We start from the raw sequence: 23,575 nt of genomic DNA on the forward strand, positions 1-23,575 counted from the left end.
CAACGGTGCCTGGAGCGGGCGTTGACTCGAGGCCGGCGGCGGCGGGAGCGCCGTCGCCGATGCGTCGGCACGAGGACGAGCCGAATCAATCTGCCGCCCTTCCGAAGTGGCCGTATGCGAGGCGGAACGTTCGTCGGCGACGCGTCGTTCGAAACCGGAGACTTCCACGAGCCAAGTGTGGCCGGATTCCGTGGCGCTACGCCTTCCCACGATTGGATCGCAGGCACAGCAGGAGAAGCCGAGGTTCGCCCGCCCGATCATGGTGGGGCCACCGGACTGCGCGCCATCCAGCTCGTCGACCGGCTCAACGATCTGGACAGAGGGAGCCGGCGAACTGACCGGGGGACAGACAGACCCGCATCCGACGAACCGCATCTCGTGCGGTTCGACTGGTGCGGAAAGGACCGAGGTCAGATGCCGATCACGCCGCGCATCTGCCCGAACCAGCCCACGACCATGTTCACGATCTGAGACACATCACCGATAATCATCGGGTTCCTCCTTTCGGTAACAGTTGCGGACTGCGCTTTTCGTCATACCCAGGAGGTCCGGGGATTAACATCTCGGCGCCACACCCCCGCCCGAGGGCGGCCCGCCGATCCGGCGCCGCGACGGTGACACTGGACGGCATGCGTCTGAACCAAGTCACGGTCGGCAGCACGGATCTCGATCGATCCGAGCACTTCTATCGGCTGCTCGGGCTGCGCCTGATCGTCAAGACCGAGCACTATCTGCGGTTCGAATGTCCCGCGGGTGAGAGCACCTTCTCGGTCGACCGCGTCGACGCCGTGCCCGGCGGTGAAGAAGTCACCGTCTATTTCGAGACCGACGACCTGGACGGCGAATACCGGCGCCTGTCCGCCGCCGGCATCGCGTTCGAGCGGCCCCCCGCCGATATGCCGTGGCTGTGGCGCGAAGCCCGGTTACGTGATCCCGACGGCCACCGGCTGTGCCTTTTCGACGCCGCCGGTAACAGGCGCAATCCGCCGTGGCGGCTGGCCGACTGATAGGCGGGCGCGAAGAACTCGACACTTCCTTGCTTGCTAAACTCTGCAATCAATAGCGACGGGCAGGCCGTGGGGCCGCGGACCAAAGGGAGTGATTGCGTGCCCGGACTGAGCAGGCCCCTCTATCAGATGAAAGCGGATTTCTTCAAAACGCTGGGACATCCGATCCGGATTCGCGTGCTCGAACTGCTCAGCGAGCGCGAACACGCGGTCTCCGAGATGCTGGCCGAGATCGGTATCGAGCCGGCGAATCTGTCGCAGCAGCTCGCGATTCTGCGCCGAGCCGGGCTGGTCGTGGCCCGGCGGGAGGGACTGTCGGTCACCTACGAGCTCACCTCCCCGCAGGTCGCCGAATTGCTGGTGGTGGCACGGGCGATCTTGACCGGCGTGGTCGCGGGCCAAGTGGAGGCACTGGAAGAGCTCGCCTGACGATCCCCGCGTAGGGACAGGAACCCAGCGGAGCCGGGGCCCGGATGCACCCACTGTTTGCAGCTTTTCTAAACTAACTACATTGCAGCTTTATCAAGGAGGCAGGTCTCGTGTCCAACAGTTCACGTGTCATCGCAGGGCTCGACGAGGTTCCGGTGGCTCACGAAAGTGTTCTGGCGTGGATCGCCGAGGTGGCCGAGCTGACGGCACCCCAGCACATCGTCCTGTGCGACGGCTCCCGGGCGGAGTGGGATCGGCTGACCGCGCGATTGGTCGACAAGGGGACGTTCGTTCCGCTGACCGGCAAGCCGAACTCGTTCTGGTGTGCCTCCGATCCCGACGACGTCGCGCGGGTGGAGGATCGCACGTTCATCTGCTCCGAACGCGAGACCGATGCCGGTCCGACCAACAACTGGGTCGACCCGGTAGATATGCGCACGCTGATGACCGAGCACTATCGCGGCGCGATGGCCGGCCGGACGATGTATGTCATCGCGTTCTGTATGGGGCCGCTGGATGCGGATGACCCGAAATTCGGTGTGCAGATCACCGATTCGGAATATGTCGCGGTGTCGATGCAGATCATGACGCGGTCCGGCGAGGCCGTGTGGGAAAAGCTCACGACCGGAACGGAATTCGTCAAATGCCTGCATTCGGTCGGCGCACCGCTGGGCGCCGGTGAGCCGGATGCGGCGTGGCCGTGCGATACCACCAAATACATCTCACACTTTCCCGAGCGCCGCGAGATCTGGAGCTACGGATCCGGCTACGGCGGCAACGCCCTGCTGGGCAAGAAGTGTTTCGCACTGCGCATCGCCTCGGTACTCGGCCGTGACGAAGGGTGGCTGGCCGAGCACATGCTGATCCTGAAACTGACCTCCCCGCAAGGGAAGACGCACTACGTCGCCGCGGCGTTTCCCTCATCGTGCGGCAAGACGAACCTGGCCATGCTCGAACCCGCGCTCGACGGCTGGACCGCCGAGACCGTCGGCGACGATATCGCGTGGCTGCGCTTCGGCCCCGACGGCCGGCTCTACGCGGTCAATCCCGAGGCCGGATTCTTCGGTGTCGCCCCCGGCACCGGCGCCACCACCAACCCCAACGCGATCGCCACCATCGCGAAGGGCAATTCGATCTTCACCAATACCGCCCGCACCGACGACGGGGACGTGTGGTGGGAGGGATTGACCACCGAGCGACCCGCCCATCTCGTCGACTGGCACGGCGAGGACTGGACGCCCGCCTCGGGAACACCTGCCGCGCATCCGAATTCGCGGTACTGCACACCGATTCGCCAGTGTCCGTCGGTGGCTCCGGAATGGAACGATCCGGCCGGCGTGCCGATTTCGGCGATCTTCTTCGGCGGCCGTCGCGCCACCACCGTGCCGCTGGTCGCCGAGTCCTTCGACTGGGCCCACGGGGTGTTCACCGCCTCGGTGCTGTCGTCGGAAACCACCGCCGCCGCGGCCGGGAGGGTCGGCGTCGTACGGCGCGATCCGATGGCGATGCTGCCGTTCCTCGGCTATCACGTCGGTGACTACTTCGCCCACTGGCTCCGGCTCGGCGCCGGCGCCGACCCGGCGAAACTGCCGAAGATCTTCCAGGTCAACTGGTTTCGCCGCGGTCCCGAAGGCGAATTCCTGTGGCCCGGCTTCGGCGACAACGTGCGCGTGTTGCAGTGGGCGCTGGAGCGTCTCGACGGCACCGCCGAGGCGGTCGAGACCCCGATCGGCTACGTACCGGCGGTCGAGGCACTCGATCTCACCGGTCTCGACGACCGGCAGCGCGCCCGGACGGCAGCATCGCTCGCGGTCGACATCGACGAGTGGGTGGCCGAGGTGGCCGACATCGACCACTGGTACGCCACCATCGGCGGCAATCGCCTGCCCGAACCGTTGCGGGAACAGCTCGCCGCGCTGAAACTACGTCTGGCCGCACGATTGTGAACATCACCTCACTGCTCCCCCGCTGGTCGGACTGGCGTCCGGCCGTCCGCACCCCGGGCCCGGATCTGCTGTCGGGTCTGATCGTCGCCCTGGTGGCGTTGCCGCTGGCACTGGGATTCGGCATCAGCTCCGGACTCGGCGCCGCGGCCGGACTGACCACCGCGGTCGTCGCGGGCGTCGTGGCCGCGATATTCGGCGGCTCCCGTTTCCAGGTGTCGGGGCCGACCGGCGCGATGACCGTCGTACTGGTTCCGATCGTCCATCAGCACGGCGGGGGCGGGGTGCTGGCCGTGGGCCTGATGGCCGGCATCGTGCTGGTGGCGCTCGCGGTCGCTGGGGCCGGGCGTGCGGTGCGATACATGCCGGCCCCGGTGATCGAGGGCTTCACCGCCGGCATCGCCGTGGTGATCGCCTTGCAGCAGTTCCCCAACGCCCTCGGCATCGCGCACGCGCACGGGGACAAAGTCTGGCAGTCGGCCTATGACGCGGTGCGCCAATATATTTCGCAACCGCATCTCGCGCCGGTCGCGATCGCTGTCGCGGTGGCCGCGGTGATGCTCGTCGGCGGGCGCTTCCTGCCGAAGCTGCCCTTCGCGTTGCTGGCCGTCGCCGGCGCGACCGTCGTGGTCGCGTTCTTCGATATCCACACCGCGGCCATCGGCGCTCTCCCGTCGGGACTCAGTGCCCCCACCCTGGACTTCCTCGACTGGGGCAGCCTCGGATCACTGGTGGCGCCCGCGCTGGCGGTCGCCGCGCTGGGTGCACTCGAATCACTGCTGTCGGCGACCGCCGCGGACGCCATGGCCGTCGGCACGCGCCACGATCCCGACCGCGAACTGTTGGGACAGGGTTTGGCCAACATCGCCGCACCGCTGTTCGGCGGGGTGCCGGCAACCGGTGCGATCGCCCGCACCGCTGTCAATGTCCGCTCCGGGGCGCGCACCCGGCTGGCCGCGCTGGCGCACGCGGTGGTCCTGGCCGCGATCATCTATCCGGCCGCACCACTCGTCGCCGATATCCCGGTCGCGGCGCTGGCCGGGGTGCTGCTGGCCACGACGGTCCGTATGGTGGAAACCGCGTCGCTGACCGCGATCGCGCGCGCCTCGCGCGGCGACGCGCTCATCATGGCGGCGACGTTCCTGGTCACGGTCGCTATGGACCTGGTGACCGCCGTCGGTGTAGGCGTCGCGATCGCCGTCGTCCTGGCCCTGCGTTCGGTGGCGAAAGAGGCTCGGCTGCACCAGGTTCCGCTCGACGAGAGCGACCACCTCGGCGAGGAACACCGCCTGTTGCACGACCGCATCGTCGCTTACCGCATCGACGGGCCGCTGTTCTTCGCCGCCGCGCACCGCTTCCTGCTGGAGCTGACCGAGGTCGCCGACGTCCATGTGGTGGTGCTGCGGATGTCACGTGTCACCGCCCTCGACACCACCGGCGCACTGGTCCTCAAGGACGCCATCGCGAAACTGCAGCACCGCGATATCACGGTCCTGATGTCGGGCCTGCGCGACGAGCATCGCCGCCGGCTCGCGGCGCTCGGAGCCCTGCCCGCGGGCGGCGAGACACAGATCTTCGAGCAGACGCCCGACGCCCTCGCATACGCGCGCGCCATGTGATCGCCGCGAGGCGAAACCCACCGGCGCCGCGGCGATCTCGTTCGGCAGCGGCCGGGCGCGCGTAGCATCGCCTGCTGTGAGTGGTGATCCGGGGCCCGGCTCACCGGCCGACGGCGGGGACACGTCCTTCACCGGATCGATCCCCGCAGATCTACGACACGTTGCTGTCGGCCGAGGCGCTGCGCGAATGGTACGGAACGGACGAGTTCAACGCGCCGATGCGGTGGCTGCGGGTGAGCGCGCGGCGACCGGACCGCGTCCCCGAGACCCGGTCCGGCCTGCGCGAGATCTCAGACTCTGTGCGGATCCCAGGTGGCGATCGCCCAGATCACCACGATGTCGAGGGCGATGACCAGGATCGACCACCACGGATAGTGCGGCAGCCACAGGAAATTGGCGATGATCGACAAACCCAGTAGCGCGATCGCCAACATCTGCCCCCAGGTCGAACGGGTGAACAACCCGGCGGCGGCCGCCACCATCAGGATGCCGAGGATCAGGTGGATCCATCCCCAACCGCTGATGTCGAACTTGTAGATGTACTGCGGCCCGGAGATATAGACGTCGTCCTTCGCGATAGCCGAAATGCCCTGCAGGATGGAGACGATCCCGGTGACGGCCAGTAGGGCCGCCGCGGCCAGCGATGTACCGGCCGCAACCGCATACCGGGTGTCGGATCGCCCATTCCGTGGTCCGTGTTCCGTAGCCGTCACGACGGCTCACCCCTTTTCGTGACCTCGCCGGCGGATTCGCCGGCGGTACCGACATGCGTCGGTTCCGGTGGGTTGTGACATGCGGCCCTGCGCTGCCTCCTGACCAGCCGCCGCGGCGGATGATGGTCCCGGTTCGCTCATCGACCTGGTACATCGCTCGATGGACGAATTCGGCGAGCCAACCGGGCATCTAACGATTCGTCGCGGAAAACGTCGCGGATAATCAGGAACCGGCGGACGGGGCGATCGACCCCGAAACGTAACCGAATCGCCGGATTCCGCGTCACCCGGTGGTCGCGGTGGGCTCGGTCTGCGCCGTGGTGTCGGGCGCCGACGCGGGCCGCGCGAGGATCTCGACGATCAGCAGCAGCGCCCCCGCGACAAGCACGATCCCCACCACGACCAAGCCGGTCGCGTAGGGCCACAGCACCAGCACCAGCACCGCGCCGGCGAGCACGGCGAGGCGCAGCGGTGTGCGGTAATGCGCGACGAACGACTCGACCACGTTGGGCGGGCGCCCACGCCGACCGCGGACTGCGACCATGAGCCGCCCGAAGCCGGAACGCACGGACTGCGCCGAATGGGACGGCCCGGCCAGATATCCCACCGCGGCCACGACCAGGCTGACGACCGCGACCGCGCGCAGCGACACTCGCAGCGGGTGGATCACGGTATCGAACAGCGCCGTGGCGGCCGGTGGCGACAGCGCGTCGGGCGGAACGGAATCGAGGTAGATGCCGCGAGCGATCACCACCCCGACGGCCAGCAGCACCATCGCGACCGCGCCGGCGACGCCGACCAGGGCGAGGGTCCGCAGCCGCCGCCCGCGGGGAGCCAGCCACACCGCACCCACCGCGGTGGCCAGCGCCACCCACGGCAGGATGTTCGCCGTGCGGTCGAGCGCTCGCAGCCATTTCTGGTACTTGGGCAGCTCGGTGGCATGGAAGATGACGAATTGCGCGTCGACATCGGGAATCTTGTCGGCGAAGCTGACGCCGCGTGCGTCGAGCCGTTCGCGCACGGTCGCGAGGATCGGCTTCAGCGAAATGCTCACGGTGCCGTTGTCGCTGACCTCGATCCCTGGTCTGGTCTCGCCCTTGACCACGTGGACCAGTGCGTCGTGCGCGCGGCGGTTGGCGGTATCCCACGCCTCGACGAACTGATCGCTGGTCACCACGGCCGTCGCAGCCTGGTGAATGTAGTTCTCGGCCTGATCGGCCACCAGCGCGGGCAGACTGTTCAGCGCCGCGACGGCACGGGGACGATCCGACAATTGCCCGACGTTCTGCGTGAGCGCGTTGACCGCATCCGCCGTATACGCCTTGATGTCGACGCGAGTGACGATCGCATCGGTGATCTTGTCGGCCAATTCCTTCTGGATCGCCGGATCGGTCGCCAGCGGTGCGACGGTCGTGACGTAGCGGTCGGTATCGAAGATCTGGCTGCGCACGAACCGCGTCGTCACCGATCCCATGATCAGTACCGCGGTCAGGACCAGCAGCAGGACGACGCCGGTCCAGCGCCACGCGTGCCGATGAGATGGGTGCGGTGGATGCGTCGCGGCATAGGCGCGCAACCGCTCGAGTTCGGCGCGATCGTCGGCGGACAGTGCCGCACTCGACTCCGGTGGGCGGGCATCTCGATCATCGGCGGACATGACGGCTCACACCCTTCCGGGCCGATCGACACGGCCCAGAATTGATTCGGCGCCACCGCCTTCGAAGAACAACGCGTTCGCCGCCGACCCTGGATCGATCCCACACCGTGACCGGTCGTTTCCCGCGGCGACACCGGCCGGATCGTCGCTCGCGGGCGATGAACGGGCCGCTCGAACCGTGCCCTATTCGTGGGGCAGCTCGCCGGTGACGATGTGGTCGGCGAGGTTGAGTCCTTCCCGGACGAGGCGGGCGAGGTGGCCGTCGCGGATGCGGTAGATGATGCGGCGGCCTTCGCGGCGAGTTTCGACCATACCGGTGAAGCGCAGTTTCGCCAGGTGCTGGCTGACCGCGGTGCGGGAGCCGCCGCAGGCCTCGGTGAGCGCCGTGACGTCGGCCTCGCCGTCGGCGAGAACCCACAGAATGTGCAGCCGGGTCGAGTCGGCGAGCATCCGGAACACCGAGGTAGCCGCCTCGAGGCGGGCCGGGTCGGGTTCGACGATGTGCACCAGGCTGGGCGGCAGAGCGCCGATTGCGGGGGTTTCCTCACCGGTCATGGGCTGGTTCACCGACTTCCTGCTGTGGCCATCTGCGCACCCGACGATACGTGGACCGGCCACATTCGCGTGGCAACCACGGCGGCCACGGCCGCCAGGACCATCAGGGTCAGCGCGGCGCCGGCTTGTCCGGCGGCGGCGCCCAGCCAGCCGGCGATCGGATAGGTCACCAGGAAACAGGCGTGCGAGAGCGAGAACTGCGCGGTGAACACGGCCGTGCGAGTGCTGCCGTCGGATTGGGCGCGCAGCAGCCGCGCCGAGGGCGTGTTGATCAGCGAGGTGCCCATCCCCATGATCGACCAGGCGACCCCGAGCAACACCCAGCCCACCCGTGGTCCGGGCTCTAGCACGGCGAGCGTCGCGGCGCCGGCGAGGCCGACGGGCAGGGTCGCGCAGCCGATCAGCATGAGGCGGCGATCGGGAATGCCGGTGAGCAGTCGCGGGATCGCCAGCGCGACGATCATCGAACCGCCGCCGAAACAGCCCAGCGCCACCGCGACCGCGGGCGCCGGACCGTGCAGCAGGCCGCGCACATAGACCACGGTATTGACCACGACCAGCGAGGTCGCCGCGGCGACAGCAACGTTCATCGCCAGCAACCCGCGCAGCACCGGACTGGCCGCCATGAGCCGTGCGCCCCAAGTGATCCGTGCCGGAAGCGAGCTGGAGCGGTCGGCGGGCACCGATCGAGGTAGCGAGGTGCGCACGACCATGATCGCCGAGGTCGCGAAACCTGCCGCGGTGCCGACGAACAGCAGATGGTAGCCGACCACGGTCAGCAAAGCCGCCGCCAGTACGGGACTGAGCAGCGATTCCAGGTCGTAGGCCAGCCGCGAGAGCGACAGCCCACGGGTGTAGTCCTCCTCGTCGGGCAGGATCGACGGGATGACCGCCTGGAATGCCGGGGTGAACGTCGCCGAGGCCGCCTGCAGCACGAAGATCAGGACATAGATCTGCCAGACGTGCGTGACCAGCGGCAACAGCAAGGCGATGACCAGCCGGACCACATCGGCCGAGACCAACAACATCCGCCGCGGCACCCGATCGGTCAGCGCCGATACCACCGGCGCCACGCCGACGTAGGCGACCATCTTGATCGCGAGCGCCGTGCCCAGCACCGCACCGGCATCGGATCCGGCCAGATCGTAGGCCGCCAAACCCAGCGCGACCGTCAGCAGACCGGTTCCGACGAGGGCCACCACCTGCGCGGTGAACAAGCGCCGGAAACGGTCGTGCCGCAACACCTCCAGCACGTCGAACCTCCAGAATGCGCAGGATCCATCGAACACGGCCAGTTTAAGACAATAGGTGCGCAATTGCGAACTTATTGCCGCTTCAACGGCTCCGGTCGCGCCGCACCATGATTCGATCTCTGCCGAGAAGTGGAGGTAGGTTCGGGTCGACAGGCCGGAGATTCGCCGCCGGCGAGAGCAAGGAGGTCCAGCGTGCACGGGATCTCGCTCGAGGCGGATCGATGGCAGGAACGGCTGCGCACCAATCTGTGGTTCGTCCCGACGCTGGAAGTCCTGGCCGCGGTGGCGCTGTTCGCGCTGACCTTCAGCCTCGACCGCGCGGCCTATCACAGCGGCACGAACCTGCCCACCTGGGTGCTGGGCGGCACGCCCGATGCGGCACGCCAGGTTCTCACCGCCATCGCGGCCGCGATCATCACCGTGGTCGGTGTCGTCTTCTCGATCACGATCCTGGCGCTGACGCTGGCCTCCACCCAGTTCGGGCCGCGCATGTTGCGCAATTTCATCCGCGACCGCGGCACCCAGCTGACGCTCGGCACCTTCGTCGCGACCTTCGTCTACGCCATCGCGGCACTGGTGTCGGTCGGCGAGAATTTCGTCCCGCACATCAGCGCGACGGTGTCGATCGGCTCGCTGGTGGTGGATCTGGCGGTGCTCATCTATTTCATCAATCACATCGGCGGGCAGATCCAACTGCCGAATGTGGTCGCCGACATCGCCCGCGAAGTACGCACCGCGGTCGACGCCAACGCCGACACCACCGCGAGCGGGGCGAAACACGGTCCGTCGGCGCGCGAACTCCGCGATCTGCTGGCCCGCTCCGGTGGCGAGGTGCGCACATCCAGCAGCGGATATCTTCAGTACATCCGCTACGAGCGGCTGGTCCGGCTGGCCGCCGAAGCGGATGCGGTCATCCATTTACCTTATCGCCCAGGACATTTCGTGACCGAGGGGCAGGTGATCGCGCGCGTGTGGCCGGCGCAGGCCGCGAAGGGGATCGAGAAGAAATTCTCCCGCGGCCACGTCACCGGCTCGATGCGCAGCCTGGTGCAGGATGTGTCCTTCGGCGTCGATCAGATCGTCGAGGTCGCACTGCGCGCGCTCGCCGCCGCGACCAACGACACGTTCACGGTGCTGACGTGCATCGATTGGCTCGGCGACTGCCTGTCGCGGATCGCGGTCACCTGGGATCCGAATCCGGTGCGCCGCGACAAGGACGGTCATATCCGGGTGCTCGCCGCGCAGGTCAGCTACGAGCGGCTGGTGCAGCGCGCATTCGAGAAGATCCGCCAGGCGGGGGCCGGACAGCCGGCCGTGATGATCCGCCAGCTCGACGCGCTGGCGCAGATCGCCGACCGCGTCACCGACCCGGACCGGCTCCGGGTGATCCTCGAACAAGCGACGATGATCGAGCACGCCGTCCCGCTCATCCCGGAAGAACCCGACCGCGCCGACGTCCTGCGCCGCTGCCACGCCCTGCGCGGCCAGATCGCGGCCGAGCGCTCAGCGCTCGCCACGCGATCACGCAAGGCCACGCCCGCTCCGAATCCGAAGCCGTAGCCGCGCCGGCGGCGCTCAGATCGGCCGGGCCACCACCGGGTTCTTCGCGCGATGTCGATCTCGGCGGCCGCCGTTCGTATAGGAGGTGAGGGGCGCGATCGTGCGCGTTCCCGGAGTCGAGAGGAGCAGGGCGATGCGAACGATCACGGTGACCATGAATGTCACGCTCGACGGTGTCGTTCAGGGGCTGGGACGTGCGGACGAGGACACCCGGGGTGGTTTTCCGTTCGGCGGCTGGGGGCAGCGATTTCAGGACGACGTGCTCGCCCGGGACATGGGCAGGGATATGGCACAGCCCGGCGACATGTTGTTCGGGCGGCGCACCTGGGAGGACTTCACCGCGGTATGGGGACAGGCGGACGACAATCCCTACAGCAAACATATGAACGCGGCGACGAAGTACGTCGCGTCGTCCGGCCTCGACGATGTCGACGCGTGGCAGAACTCGATTCTGTTGCGCGGCGACGCGACTCGGACCGTGCGCGAATTGAAGTCACGTCCGGGGAAGGATCTGTCGATCATCGGCAGTGCGGCCCTGGTGCGCGGCCTGCACGCCGCCGGGTTGATCGATCGGTACACGCTGGTGATTCACCCACTCACCCTCGGTGCGGGGGCCAGGTTGTTCGAGGGCGCGGCGCCGTTGACCGAATTTCGCCTTCTCGGTAGCGTCGCGACCACCGCGGGTGTGCTCATCGCCCGCTACGCCCGGCGCTGAGGAGAGGGCCGTGCCCCAGTATCTGCTCTCGATCTATCAACCCGACAGTGGTGCGCCCGATGCCGCGACCATGGACCGGATCGCCGCCGAATTGCACCGTCTCAACGAGGAATTGCGCGACAGCGGGTCGTGGGTGTTCACCGGCGGCCTGCATGCGGCGGACAGTGCGACCGTGGTGCGAGCCGACGGGCTGATCACCGACGGGCCCTATCTAGAGGGCAAGGAACATATCGGTGGCATCTGGGTGATCACCGCGGCCGATCTGGACGCGGCGCTGGCGTGGGGACGCAAGGCCGCGGCGGCCACCACGTTGCCGATCGAAATCCGCCCGTTCCAGGACGTTCCGCCGTTCTGACACGATGACACCGGAACAGATCGCCGCCGTCTTCCGCGCCGAATACGGCCGGGCCGTCGCCGTGCTGATTCGCATGCTCGGCGATATCGACCTGGCCGAGGACGCGGTCGCCGACGCCTTCGCCACCGCGCTGCGCCGCTGGCCACAGGACGGGCCGCCGCCGAGGCCGGCCGGGTGGATCATCACCACCGCCCGGCGCCGGGCCATCGACCAGCTGCGCCGCGAATCCGCCCGGGCCGGCAAGTACGCCGAGGCGGCGATCGTGCACGCACCGCCCGACGACGCCGAGGAGACCGCCGTGCCCGACGAGCGACTCCGGCTGATCTTCACCTGCTGCCATCCGGCACTGAACCGGCCCGCGCAGGTCGCGCTGACCCTGCGGCTGCTGGGCGGGCTGACAACGCCCGAAATCGCCCGTGCGTTCCTGGTCCGGGAGACGACGATGGCGCAGCGACTGGCCCGCGCGAAGGCCAAGATTCGCGACGCCCGTATCCCGTACCGGGTGCCCGGCGAGGCCGAACTGCCCGAACGGCTCGATTCCGTGCTCGCCACCCTGTTCCTCATCTTCAACGAGGGATATGTCGCCTCGTCGGGCACGCAACTGCTGCGCGCGGACGTGTGCGAGGAAGCCGTGCGGCTCACTCGCGCACTGGTCGAGTCGATGCCCGACGAGCCGGAGGCAACGGGCCTGCTCGCCCTCATGCTGCTCACCCACGCTCGCCGCGACGCCCGCACCGATTCGACCGGCGCCTTCGTCCGGCTCGCCGACCAGCACCGCGGGCGCTGGGACGCCGCACTGGTCGCGGAGGGCCGGGCCATCGTCCGCACCTGCCTGCGCCGCAACCGTCCCGGCCGGTACCAGCTGCTCGCCGCGATCAATGCCGCGCACACCGATCCGGTCACCGACTGGACGCAGATCCTCGCGCTGTACGACCTGTTGGCGCGACTGGACCCGAATCCCGTTGTCGCACTGCATCGAGCAGTGGCGGTGGCCGAGGTCGACGGCCCCGCCGCGGCACTGGGTCTCGTCGACGTCCTTGAGCTGACCGAGCACCACCTGTTCCATGCCGTTCGCGCGGACTTGCTCGCCCGCCTGGGCAGGACGGACGAGGCGAGACGCAGTTTCGATACCGCGGCCCGCCTCACCGGAAATCAACGCGAACGCGACTACCTGGCCACCCGAAGCGCCGCGCTCACACCCCGCTGACCGGTCACCGCGCCCGGGCCACCGCGCGAATCGCGCGCAGCCGCCTGTCGGGCGATCTCGCGATACTCCTCGACCAGATCGACTCCGGTGACCGGCAGCCGAATCGGTCCGCCAGGTATCGGGCGGTGCCACCGATGCCCTGAGACCACTGCCCCGAGACAACGCTGAAAACACCCGCTCCGCATCATCGCGGGCGCGGGTGTTGCGCTGTCTCCCAGCGGGTTTCAGAGATTATCGGCGTCGATCACGGCCTGCGCGAAGGCTGCGGGCGCTCCCCCGCGCCCCGGAGTTCGCGCCGTGCGCGATCACCCCAGGGCCGCGCAAATACCTGGACGAATCGATCGCCGGCATCGCGGAGCGCGGCGGTGTCGTCGTCATCGCGGGCGAAGCGGGATCGGTAAAACCGCGCTGCTGCACGTGAGTTCTGCTTCCCGTCCGACCAGCGACATCCGTGAGCACTCCTGTGCGGGCCCAACCCTCCGAATCGGCAAATCTTGTCACTGTCACGATTAAAGCCGCCGGGACGGCCTGTCAACGCGCGAGCGGCAACCGGACCTCACCTTTTCCGTGAGATGCGGTCCGGCTGTTATCGTCGGGCGAAGTCGGTAGATCAAGGAGACCAGACATGGTTGGTGAACTCGACATCTCCGGATAGACCCGGAAGTCACGGCCACCGGTAGGCGCACGCGGCGCCGCCGACGTGGCCATGTCGTCGTTCACCCGATCACCCTGCGGCGCGGTCGCACTGTGCCGCAACGACTTTCGAGGTCTCACCATGTCCGATGCCTTCATCGTCTGTTCGAACCTGTCGTTCACCTGGCCCGACGACACCCCGGTGTTCCGGGATCTGTCCTTCAGCGTGCCGGGCGGGCGGACCGGCCTGGTCGCCCCCAACGGCGCCGGGAAGACCACCTTGCTGCGGCTGATCGCCGGCGAGCTGATGCCCTCGGCGGGCAGCGTCACCGTCGCCGGCACCCTCGGTTATCTGCCGCAGAATCTGCCCCTGACCGCGGAGCTGACCGTCGCCGAAGTCCTCGGCGTCGCGCCGGTGCTCGCCGCCCTGGCGGCCGTCGAATCCGGCGACACCGACGAGCGGCACTTCACCACCATCGGCACCGACTGGGACATCGAGGAACGCACCCGCGCCCAATTGGACCGGCTCGGGCTGGGCGCATTGCCGTTCGACCGGCGGCTGCACACCCTCAGCGGCGGGCAGATCGTCTCGCTCGGACTGGCCGCCCAGCTACTGCGGCGACCGGATGTGCTGTTGCTCGACGAACCGACCAACAACCTCGACCTCGAGGCCCGCCACCGGCTCTACGACGTGCTCACCGACTGGAACGGCTGCCTGCTGCTGGTCAGCCACGACCGAGCCCTGCTCGACCGCACCGATCGCATCGCCGAGCTCTACGACGGCGAAATCCGTTACTACGGCGGCGGTTTCACCGACTACGAGCAAGCGGTACAGGCCGAGCAGACGGTGGCGGAGAAGAACATTCGCACCGCCGAACAGGAGGTCAAGCGCGAGAAGCGGGAATTGCAGCAGGCTCGCGAACGCGCCGCGCGCCGGGCGAGCAACGCACAACGCAATCTTGGCAACGCCGGACTGCCGAAGATCTTCGCCGGCACCATGAAACGCAATGCCCAGCAGTCGGCGGGCCGCGCGAACGAAACCCACGGCGCCCGTCTCGACGCCGCGAAGAACCGCCTCGACGAGGCCGGGCGGGCGCTGCGCGAAGAACAGCGCATCGTGCTGAACCTGCCCGATACCGAGGTCCCGGCCGGTCGTACCCTGTTCGCCGCCGAGCACATCCGGTTCCGCTTCGGCGAGCGCGAGTTGTTCGCCGGCGAGGGCGCCGATCTCACCGTCCGCGGACCCGAGCGCATCGCCTTGACCGGACCCAACGGCGCGGGCAAGTCCACGCTGCTGCGCATCGTGCACGGTGACCTCACCCCCGACAGTGGCACCGTCACCCGCGCCGACGGCCGGATCGCGTACCTGTCCCAGCGGCTGGACCTGCTCGATGCCGGCCGGACCGTGGCGCAGAATCTGGCCGCCGCCGCCCCGCACCTGCCCACCGCGCAGCGGATGAATCTGTTGGCGCGCTTCCTGTTCCGCGGCTCGCGCGCCCATCTGCCGGTCGGCGTCCTCTCCGGCGGGGAGCGACTGCGGGCCACACTGGCCTGCGTGCTGTTCGCCGAACCCGCGCCCCAACTGCTGCTGCTCGACGAACCCACCAACAACCTCGATCTGGTGAGTGTCGGACAGCTGGTCGGCGCCCTGGAGTCCTATCGGGGCGCGATCGTGGTCGTCAGTCACGACGAACAGTTCCTGGCCGAGATGCGGGTGAGCCGGCGGTTGCGACTCGCGGACGGCCGGCTGGCCGACGACAACGTCCCGGCCGCGCCCGCGGATACGCGAACGGCCCGTCCCTTCCGGTAACGGGCCGTATCGATGTCGAAAGCGCTACCGCACGGTGACGGTCATCGAGAATCGCTGGCCCGGGTTGGCCTGATCCCACGGCCGCACCGACACCAGACTCAGGCGGGTGCTGCCGGCGCGGGCAGCGGTGAAGGTCCACACGCTGGTACCGGGCGCACCCGGCATCGAGCTGCCCGGCCGGAACACCGGGTCACCCTCCTGAGCGAGCACCCCGCGGTCGACTTCACCGATCTGCCAGACGTAACCGGACGTCGGGTTGTCGGGCAGGGCCACCGCCAGTTCCTGACCGACGTCGAGGGTCGTGGTTCCGCCGTCGCCGTCGGTACCGACGATGATCGGCTCCGATACCGCCTGCACGGCACCGGGCACCGCGGGAATCGGGTCGGCCCCGGCAACCGCATTCGCCCCACCGGCCGTCAGCGCCAAACCGAACACAACCATCAGCAAAGGTGTACGCACCGCATTCCTTCCATATTCAAACGGGCGTCCACACCCTACAGTCGTGCTCAGTTCAGCAACGCCAAACCGCCATAGGCACCGGAGAATTCGGGATGCTCCCCCACATCCGCCGGACTGTCGGGCCGCCACAGCGGCAGATGCACCAGTCCGGGTTCCAGCAGCGGCCAGTCGTGGAAGAATCCCGCGATATGGTCCTTGTCGCGCAGCACGATTTCGGTCGAGGTGCGTCCCGAGAGCTTCTGCGCCTCCAGCACCTCGATCGGCTGCCCGTCGGCGGTGGCATGGGTGATCGCCAGATAGCTGCCCGGGGCGACGGCTTGCTGCAGTCGTGCCACACATCCGGCCGGATCGGCCTCGTCCGGGACGAAATGCAGGACTCCCAAAAGCAATACGGCGATCGGCCGGTCGAAGTCCAGCACCTCCCGCACCACTGGATCGTTCAGAATCGTGTCGGGCTCGGCGACATCGGCCTGCACGACCGCCGCATGCGGGTTGCCTTCCAGGATCGCCCGGCTGTGCGCCACCGCCACCGGATCGATATCGACGTAGACGACACGGGCCTGCGGATTGCGCGCCTGCGCCACCTCGTGCACATTGCCGACGGTCGGAATGCCCGAGCCCAGATCCAGGAATTGGGTGATGCCGGCGTCCACCAGTTGACGCACGCAGCGGCGCAACAGATCTCGGTTGGCGCGCATGGTTTCGGCGACATTCGGGGTGAACGATTCGATCTGGCGTGCCAGCGTGCGATCGATCTCGAAATTGTGCATCCCGCCGACGAAATAGTCGTACACCCGCGATGCGCTGGGCCGATCCAGGTCGATCCCTTCCGGCGCCCAACTAGGTCTGGTCATCGCAACCTCTCTGGAATACAGCCCCGCCGGAAGGCGAAGCCACGCAATCGTATTCGACACACGTGCGAAACTCCCGCGGTTCACACGAAGTCCACGCCCCGGCTACCATCATCGACATGGCGTGGGATGGGTCCGAACACGACGGTCCGCACGCCGACCTGGCGCACCGATGGGCAGCGGCGCTCGGCGGCGGGGTCCGCGATCACGTCGTACCCATGAGCGTTTCCGAGGCCCATCAGTTGCTGCTCACCCTCGCCCGGGGGTTGATCGACGCCGCCGACTCCGGCGGTACCGCGCGGGTCGCCGAACTGGGCGGCGATCTGGCCCGCGCTCACTTCGTCGGCGACGAGGTCCTCGGTCGCACCATGACGGTGCTGGCCACCTACTTCGCCGAGCTCGACATCGCCTCCGGCCGGACCGCGGAATTGATCGGCGCCTTCGCCAGCGGTTACGTGCGCGCCTTCCGGGCCTGGCTGCTCAGCGAACAGGAAAGTGTGCGCACCGCCGATATCGCGGCGCGCAGTGTGGTGGAGGAACAGTTGCGCGCCAGTGAGGCCCGATTGCGGGCCGTGTTCTCCCAGGCCGGAATCGGCACGGGGCTGTCGGATATGACCGGCCGGATCATCGAGGTCAACAACGCGTTCGCCGCCATGCTCGGCTATGAACCGAAGCAGATGTACGAACTCGAGGTCACCGACCTCACCCACCCCGACGATCCGCCGGGCATGTGGGAGCTGTACGCGGGCGTACTGCGCGGGGACCACGACCACGCGCAGATGGAGAAGGCCTATCGCCATCGCGACGGGCACACCGTGTGGACCAATATCAACGTCTCGCTCATCCGTGACGACCACGGCCGGCCGCAGTACACGCTGGTGCTGGTCGAAGACATCTCCGAACAGCGCGAGCTGCGCGAGCGGCTCAGTTACCGGGCCCATCACGATCCGCTCACCGGCCTGGCCAACCGGTCCCGGTTCTTCGACGCGCTCACCGAAGCCTTCGCCGATCCGGATGCGCGAGTCGGCCTGTGCTACGTGGACCTCGACCATTTCAAGGCCGTCAACGACACCTTCGGTCACTCCATCGGCGACGAACTGCTCACCCGCGCGGCGGCCCGGCTGTGCGCGTGCGCGGTCGGGGAGAACAATCTCGTGGCCCGCATGGGCGGCGACGAATTCGTCATCCTGGTGCCCCGCACCCGCCGCCGGCGCGAACTGATCGATCTGGCCCGCACGGTGCTCGACGCGTTCACCGTGCCGTTCGACATCGACGGGCACCGGTTGCGGATCGGGGTCAGCATCGGCGTCATCTCCGAACAGGCCGCCGAGACCACCACCGAGGAACTGCTGCAGGCCGCCGATTCCACCATGTACTGGGCCAAGACCGACGGCCGTGGCCGCTACGCGGTCTTCGACCCCAGCCGGCGCCGCCGCGAGCACACCCGCGCCGAATTACTCGCCGATCTCCCGGGCGCGCTGGCCCGCGGCGAATTCTTCCTCGACTACCAGCCGATCGTGGATCTCGGCGACCACCGGCCGGTCGCGGTGGAGGCTCTGGTGCGCTGGCACCACCCGCAGCTGGGAATCCTGAGCCCGGCTCGATTCATCGACCTGGCCGAGGGCGGCGGCCACATCATCGCGCTCGGCACGGTGGTGCTGGAGCAGGCGTGCCGGGAGGGCCGGCGCTGGTGCGACCGTTTCGGCGACAAGGCGCCGGTCGTGAGTGTGAACGTCTCGGCGGAGGAGGTCGCCGATCCGGCCTGGCTCGAGCGGGTGCAGAAGATCGTCGCCGATACCGGAATCCCGCCGGACCGTCTGCAATTGGAACTCACCGAGCGCACCTTCATGCACGCCATCGGGCGGCCGCTGCAGGCGCTGCACACCCTCGCCGAATCCGGGATCCGCATCGCCATCGACGATTTCGGCACCGGCTATTCCAATCTCGCCTATCTGGGCCAGCTTCCGCTGCACGTGGTGAAACTGGCCGGGCCGTTCATTCATCGCATCCGTAATGCCGGCACGGTCGGCCGCAGCGATCTGCTCATCCTGGAGACGATCATCGATCTGAGCCACGATCTGGGCCTGAGCGTGACCGCGGAATGTGTGGAGACCCGGCATCAGGCCGACCGGCTGCTCGGACTGCAGTGCGATACCGCCCAGGGCTGGTACTTCCACCACCCGGTGCATGCCGACGTGATCGCGGATCTGCTCGAACGCGAACTCGACGAGCCGGGGTCGCCGCCGCTCGAGCTGCCCGGCACGCCGCCGAATCCGCACGGCCGCTGAGCTCTACGGACGGGGGTGGTGCGGTGACCGGCATCGGCCACCGCGACGCCGGCGTCTTGTCGACGGTGATCGAATTGCCCCAGTCGGAGAAGCCGAGCTCATATCCGCGGTCGGCGAACAACAGCGGAATATCCTTGGTGGCCACCTGCTTTCCCGCCACCGAGAGATCGGCGCGCACCGGATTGGCATTGAGGAACGCGGTCGCCACCGCGATGCCGATCGCGGCGCCCATCGACTGCATGACCCCGAGCATGCCCGCGCTGATGCCCTGCTGTTCGGCCGGGACGCCCTCCACGATGAGGTTCGGCGTCGAGGCGTAGCACAGGCCGAAGGCGAGGCCGTACACGGCGCTGATCAGCGCGATCACACTCCAGCCGTGGCCGAACACCGCATAGGCCAGCCCGCTGAGCACCATCACCACCAGCCCCGACATCAGCGGCAGCCGGGCACCGGAGCGGCGAATCCAGAAGCCGCCGATCAGTCCGGCGATCATCCCGAACCCCGCTCAGTGGGACCGAACTCGCGCATCTGCATGCCGCACGGCACCGCGGCGGGGCACAATGCTGGGATGCTCGATTTGTACTACGGCTTGTTCCTTCTCCTGGTCGAAGGAGAGCGACTGAGCCACATTTTCGGAGTGTGACGCGGCTTGGAAGACTGTGCAGGTCACACGGTTCCGCCTCTTACGCCACACGCCCGGATTCCAGTTTTGCGCCAACTTTCGCCGGTTTGAGGCTCTCCATGACATCCGCGTTGTCCACAGCGTCTTGGATGTGGCCGTTGCAGTCGATGTAGTGCACAGTCGCCACCGTCGATTGTTCCGCATGGCCCAATTGGGCGCCGCCCCTTGTGCGGTCGCGGGTCTTGCCCATGATGTGCGTGGCCGCAGTGTCTCTGAAGTTGCCGTACCGCAGCAACTCCAAAGGCGTATCGCGACGTAACCTCCGCAGTGAGACAGTACGAATGTCCTTCTCTTTCGATCGGGATCACGCGGAGGAGAACGGGTTTACGTAACTTCGCCGGCATCGGGGGCCGCGTTCGCATGGTGTCATTCGGCTTCTTCGCGTGCCTGCCGCGTGGCCCACACTGCGATCTGCGCCCGCGAGGTGAACCCTAGTTTGGCAAGGACGTGTTCCACGTGTCCCTCCGCCGTGCGCAGCGAGATCACCAGCTGGTCGGCGATGGCCTTATTGGTCATGCCTTCGGCAACGAGGTCGACGACCTGACGCTCACGCTTGGTCAATGCCGCCGCCCCGCGGTCAGACGGTGTCACAGGTTGAGGTCGCTCGCCCAGCGCGAAGGCAACGGCAGCATCGAAACTCATTCTGGCTCCCTCTCGGCGGGCCGTTTGGTACGTTCGCTTGCCGAGCGCCTCGCGCGCAAGACGTTCGGATTCATTATGGTGCGCGAGCAAACTGGCAAAGATGAAGCTGGAACTGCCGCCGATTCTGCCCAGCGTCTCGGCCGCGCCCAACAGGACGGCCGCGCGCCGAGCCTCGTGCTTCTCGACCGCGATCCAGGCCAGAATCTCTGAACAGATCGCGGCGATCATCGGATCGACCACCAGCCTGGTGAGCCGAACAGCCTCCACCAACATGTGCATCGCGCGATCGCGTTCGCCTTGGAGCCAGAGGGCAAGCCCCATGACGCCCAACGTATACGACCGATACACCGTCTCACCGTGAGATTCAGCGACGACAAGCACCCGCTCGAGGCAGTCGAGGGCCTCCGGAATCTTCTCCTGCATGTCGTAGGTCAATCCGAGCGAGATCAACGCCCTCAACTGTGCTGTGACCTCGCCGCAGGCGCCGAATGCATCGGCTGCATCGCTCAGTCGGCTGTTCGCATGAGCCAAATCGCCGCTTACCAGAGCGTTGTACCCGTCGGCGTTGGCGAGCAGGGCGCTGCTCATCAAGTCCTCCCTCTGCTCGGCAAGCGCGCGAAGTTGCACCACGCAGCGGGTTGCGGCCGGAAGGTCGCCCTGAGTCGCGGCCAGCAGGTCGACGGCGAGGAGAGCTTTGGCTCGTTCCAGTCCCGAACCATCCGGCGGACGACCGAGCGCGCGATCGCACCACCGACGCCCTTCGCTGAGCCGTCCACGCAGCAGCCAGAACGGAAGCAGAGCAGCGGCGATTCGTAGCCCGCCCTCGTTGCCGTGACTCCCGCTGGATTCCAGCGCCTTCCGCAGATTCGGCAACTCGCGTTCGAGCCGGGCGATCCAATCCAACTGACGCGGGCTGATCCACTGCGCTTCTGCGGCGAGCGCCAAGCGCTCGTACCAATCCAGATGAAGCCGACTCAGTTCCGAATACTCGCCGGCCTGCTCGAGCCTACGTCTGCCGTACTCCTGCACGGTCTCGAACATCCGGAAGCGGACAGCGCCGTCGGCTTCCTCGCGGATCAGGATCGACTTGTCCACAAGCGCCGACAACGCGTCAAGCAATTCCTGTTCGGTAATTCGGCTGCCGCACACGTATTCGGCGGCGTCGAGTTCGAAGCTCCCGGCGAATACCGTCAGCCGCTCCCACAACCGTTGTTCGGCTGGGGTGCACAGGTCATAGCTCCAGCCGATGCACCATCGCAGCGTCTGCTGCCGTGCGGGCGCACCGCGACTTCCGCGGGTCAAAAGCGCGTACCGATCGTCCAGCCGGGCCAGGATCTGCTGAGCTGACATCGTGCGCAGCCGAGCCGCCGCCAACTCGATCGCCAACGGCAACCCGTCCAGCCGGGCGCAGATCCGGGCCACGGTGAGTCTGTTGTCCTCGGTCAGTCCGAAACCTGGTACGGCGGCGGCGGCCCGCTCGGCGAACAACGTCACGGCATCGTAGCGGGCCATGTCGCGCATCGAGGGAGCGGTTCCCGGATCGGGGAAACTCAACGGCGTCACCGCGAACACGAACTCTCCACCGACACCGAGAGCCTCCCGACTGGTCGCCAGAATCCGTAGCTGCGGGCACGCCCGTAGCAGCGACTCGGCCAGCTCTGCGGACGCCTCGACTACCTGTTCACAGTTGTCGAGCACCAGCAGCATCTCGCGTGCGGACGAGAATTCGACGAGTACCTCGACCATCGACTTGCCGGCCCGGTTGCGCAGACCGAGACTGGCGCCGACGACATCGACCAACGACGCCGCATCGCGCAACTCACCCAACTCGACCAGCCAGGTACCGCCCGGGAAATCCCGACGTAGTCTTGCTGCAACCTGCAGTGCGAGGCGGGATTTACCGACACCTCCGATTCCGGTCAAAGTCACCAGACGCGATGCCGTCAGCAGGGTTTTCACCTCGGCGATCTGAGTGCGCCGACCGACAAAGCTGGTCAACTCCAGCGGCAGGGTCCCCATGCGGCCCGGCGACCTGGCGATGGATAGGTCGGGAACGTTGCTCTGGTTGACGGCGGCCGCCGGCGCGGGCGATGCGTGCTTGGCGCCGGGTTCCGCACGCAGCGCCATCTCGTCGACAGCGAAACCGTGCGCGCGCTGCACCGCCTGCAACTGCCGGCCGAATGCCGCCGCGGTAGGCCTGTGCCGTGGGTCGCGAGACATTGCCGTCTCGATCGCAGCACTCAGGTCGTCGGGTACGCTCCTGTTGCCCAGGTCGGGTAGAGGCTGGGTTGTGATTCGCAGGAATTGCGCCACCAGTTTCTCGCCGCTGCGGCGCTCGAACGCCGCGTGCCCGGTCAGTGCGGAAAACAGTGTGGCTCCCAGCCCGTACACATCCGAGACGCGGCTGGGGGTATCGCCACCGAGCACCTCGGGCGCGGTAAACGCCGGTGAACCGGTGACGATGCCGGTCGCGGTCTTGAACCCTTCGGCGAGGTGCGCAATGCCGAAGTCGGTCAGCGCGGGCTCGCCATAGTCGGTGAACAGAATGTTCGCGGGTTTTACGTCCCGGTGCAGAATTCCCGCGCAATGCGCTGCTTCCAGCGCGCCCGACAGCTTAACCCCGAGGCGTAGTACGTCCTCCACCGAGAGTGGACCGTTGCTGCGAATCCGTGCGTCGAGCGACCCCCGCTCGTAGTACGGCATCACCAGGTACGGTCGACGGGTGCTCGTTTCGCCGACCTCGAGCACGCCGACGATGTTCGGGTGCCCGGTCAGCCGGCCCATCGCTCGTTGCTCGCGTATGAACCGCTCGCGGTTCTCCTCCAGTTCGCTGGCCAGGATCTTCACCGCCACCGTGCGATCCAGGGCCCGTTGGGTGCAGCGGTACACGACTCCGAAACCACCCCGCCCGATCTCTTCGGCGTCCCCGAATCCGACCGCGCTCAACTCCGTGACGACACCGACGCCAACATCACGTTGAGTTTTCAAAGGATCGCTCGCGGCCATCGGCTACTTGCGATACACCTGTACCGGCACACCAGCCAGAATATCGCCGCCTGACCGTTCGGACTATGGACTGCGGGCTTTCGCGGTCGCCGGTTGCGGGCCTGTGGCCAAGGTGCGCGACGCAGGGCGGTGCTCGGCGGCGGCTTTCTCACTGTTTCGGTTCGTCTGTTGTCCTTCCATAACGCCCGGCA

20 protein-coding genes and 1 pseudogene are annotated in these 23,575 nt (G+C 67.4%); 12 read left to right on the forward strand and 9 right to left on the reverse strand.

Going from position 1 to position 23,575, the window contains the following annotated elements:
* The first annotated feature begins 629 nt into the window (after positions 1-629).
* The 4 genes from C5E41_RS26675 (at position 630) to C5E41_RS26690 (ending at position 4,998) form a co-directional block, all read left to right on the forward strand.
* On the forward strand, positions 630-1,007 hold the full coding sequence (locus C5E41_RS26675) for a VOC family protein (RefSeq protein WP_104378545.1): 378 nt from the start codon (positions 630-632) through the stop codon (positions 1,005-1,007).
* 129 nt (positions 1,008-1,136) lie between these two features.
* Positions 1,137-1,436, forward strand: a complete 300-nt coding sequence (locus C5E41_RS26680; RefSeq protein ID WP_104378494.1) for an ArsR/SmtB family transcription factor — start codon at positions 1,137-1,139, stop codon at positions 1,434-1,436.
* A 110-nt stretch (positions 1,437-1,546) separates the two neighbouring features.
* On the forward strand, positions 1,547-3,382 hold the full coding sequence (locus tag C5E41_RS26685; protein ID WP_104378495.1) for a phosphoenolpyruvate carboxykinase (GTP): 1,836 nt from the start codon (positions 1,547-1,549) through the stop codon (positions 3,380-3,382).
* Positions 3,379-4,998, forward strand: a complete 1,620-nt coding sequence (locus C5E41_RS26690) for a SulP family inorganic anion transporter (RefSeq protein ID WP_258081274.1) — start codon at positions 3,379-3,381, stop codon at positions 4,996-4,998. Before C5E41_RS26685 ends, C5E41_RS26690 begins: the two co-directional genes overlap by 4 nt.
* Positions 4,999-5,288: 290 nt before the next feature.
* Here C5E41_RS26690 and C5E41_RS26695 read toward each other — a convergent pair whose 3' ends face one another.
* From C5E41_RS26695 to C5E41_RS26710, 4 genes are all read right to left on the reverse strand, one after another.
* Positions 5,289-5,711 carry a DUF7144 family membrane protein gene (locus C5E41_RS26695; RefSeq protein ID WP_104378496.1) on the reverse strand — a complete coding sequence of 141 codons (423 nt, stop codon included), beginning with the start codon at positions 5,709-5,711 and terminating at the stop codon, positions 5,289-5,291.
* Positions 5,712-5,994: 283 nt separating this feature from the next.
* Positions 5,995-7,368 carry a hypothetical protein gene (locus C5E41_RS26700; protein ID WP_104378497.1) on the reverse strand — a complete coding sequence of 458 codons (1,374 nt, stop codon included), beginning with the start codon at positions 7,366-7,368 and terminating at the stop codon, positions 5,995-5,997.
* A 183-nt stretch (positions 7,369-7,551) separates the two neighbouring features.
* Complete coding sequence (locus C5E41_RS26705; protein WP_104378498.1) at positions 7,552-7,923, reverse strand: ArsR/SmtB family transcription factor; 372 nt, start codon at positions 7,921-7,923, stop codon at positions 7,552-7,554.
* 8 nt (positions 7,924-7,931) lie between these two features.
* A complete protein-coding gene (locus C5E41_RS26710) occupies positions 7,932-9,176 on the reverse strand; it encodes an MFS transporter (RefSeq protein WP_104378499.1) in 1,245 nt (414 codons plus the stop codon).
* Positions 9,177-9,368: 192 nt separating this feature from the next.
* On the opposite strand from C5E41_RS26710, the gene C5E41_RS26715 reads away from it, so the two are divergent.
* From C5E41_RS26715 to abc-f, 5 genes are all read left to right on the forward strand, one after another.
* Positions 9,369-10,736, forward strand: coding sequence for a DUF2254 domain-containing protein (locus tag C5E41_RS26715; RefSeq protein WP_104378500.1), 1,368 nt, complete (start codon positions 9,369-9,371; stop codon positions 10,734-10,736).
* A 133-nt stretch (positions 10,737-10,869) separates the two neighbouring features.
* Positions 10,870-11,451: a dihydrofolate reductase family protein gene (locus C5E41_RS26720; RefSeq protein WP_104378501.1), complete on the forward strand. Its 582-nt coding sequence runs from the start codon at positions 10,870-10,872 to the stop codon at positions 11,449-11,451.
* 10 nt (positions 11,452-11,461) lie between these two features.
* Entirely contained in the window at positions 11,462-11,806 is a 345-nt protein-coding gene (locus C5E41_RS26725; RefSeq protein ID WP_104378502.1) for a YciI family protein, read from the forward strand.
* A 4-nt stretch (positions 11,807-11,810) separates the two neighbouring features.
* Positions 11,811-13,013, forward strand: a complete 1,203-nt coding sequence (locus C5E41_RS26730) for an RNA polymerase sigma factor (protein WP_104378503.1) — start codon at positions 11,811-11,813, stop codon at positions 13,011-13,013.
* 775 nt (positions 13,014-13,788) lie between these two features.
* Positions 13,789-15,456 (forward strand): ribosomal protection-like ABC-F family protein, encoded by a 1,668-nt coding sequence (gene abc-f, locus C5E41_RS26735; protein WP_104378547.1) that lies wholly within the window; start codon positions 13,789-13,791, stop codon positions 15,454-15,456.
* Between the two features lie 24 nt (positions 15,457-15,480).
* Here the strand turns inward: abc-f and C5E41_RS26740 are convergent, their stop codons facing one another.
* Both C5E41_RS26740 and C5E41_RS26745 read right to left on the reverse strand, forming a co-directional pair.
* Complete coding sequence (locus tag C5E41_RS26740; RefSeq protein ID WP_143860433.1) at positions 15,481-15,915, reverse strand: protease inhibitor I42 family protein; 435 nt, start codon at positions 15,913-15,915, stop codon at positions 15,481-15,483.
* A 47-nt stretch (positions 15,916-15,962) separates the two neighbouring features.
* Positions 15,963-16,769 carry an SAM-dependent methyltransferase gene (locus C5E41_RS26745; RefSeq protein ID WP_104378504.1) on the reverse strand — a complete coding sequence of 269 codons (807 nt, stop codon included), beginning with the start codon at positions 16,767-16,769 and terminating at the stop codon, positions 15,963-15,965.
* Positions 16,770-16,885: 116 nt separating this feature from the next.
* Here C5E41_RS26745 and C5E41_RS26750 point away from each other — a divergent pair, with 116 nt between their 5' ends.
* A complete protein-coding gene (locus C5E41_RS26750) occupies positions 16,886-19,054 on the forward strand; it encodes a putative bifunctional diguanylate cyclase/phosphodiesterase (protein WP_104378505.1) in 2,169 nt (722 codons plus the stop codon).
* Between the two features lie 23 nt (positions 19,055-19,077).
* Positions 19,078-19,374: a hypothetical protein gene (locus C5E41_RS34140; RefSeq protein ID WP_104378506.1), complete on the forward strand. Its 297-nt coding sequence runs from the start codon at positions 19,078-19,080 to the stop codon at positions 19,372-19,374.
* Here C5E41_RS34140 and C5E41_RS36055 read toward each other — a convergent pair.
* Positions 19,308-19,547, reverse strand: a pseudogene (locus tag C5E41_RS36055) (MFS transporter); the annotation flags it as partial. The gene C5E41_RS34140 and the pseudogene C5E41_RS36055 sit on opposite strands and share 67 nt — an antisense overlap.
* Here C5E41_RS36055 and C5E41_RS34145 point away from each other — a divergent pair.
* On the forward strand, positions 19,431-19,697 hold the full coding sequence (locus C5E41_RS34145) for a hypothetical protein (protein WP_181063448.1): 267 nt from the start codon (positions 19,431-19,433) through the stop codon (positions 19,695-19,697). The pseudogene C5E41_RS36055 and the gene C5E41_RS34145 sit on opposite strands and share 117 nt — an antisense overlap.
* Positions 19,698-19,737: 40 nt before the next feature.
* On the opposite strand, the gene C5E41_RS26760 is transcribed toward C5E41_RS34145, so the two are convergent.
* The gene (locus C5E41_RS26760; RefSeq protein WP_104378507.1) at positions 19,738-19,977 is read right to left on the reverse strand and encodes a hypothetical protein; all 240 of its coding nucleotides are present in this window, start codon (positions 19,975-19,977) and stop codon (positions 19,738-19,740) included.
* Positions 19,978-20,102: 125 nt separating this feature from the next.
* Entirely contained in the window at positions 20,103-23,384 is a 3,282-nt protein-coding gene (locus C5E41_RS26765) for a protein kinase domain-containing protein (protein WP_104378508.1), read from the reverse strand.
* Positions 23,385-23,575 lie beyond the last annotated feature (191 nt).

Source organism: Nocardia nova (genome assembly GCF_002933465.1).
In the GTDB taxonomy this organism is placed as follows: Bacteria; Actinomycetota; Actinomycetes; order Mycobacteriales; family Mycobacteriaceae; genus Nocardia; species Nocardia nova_B.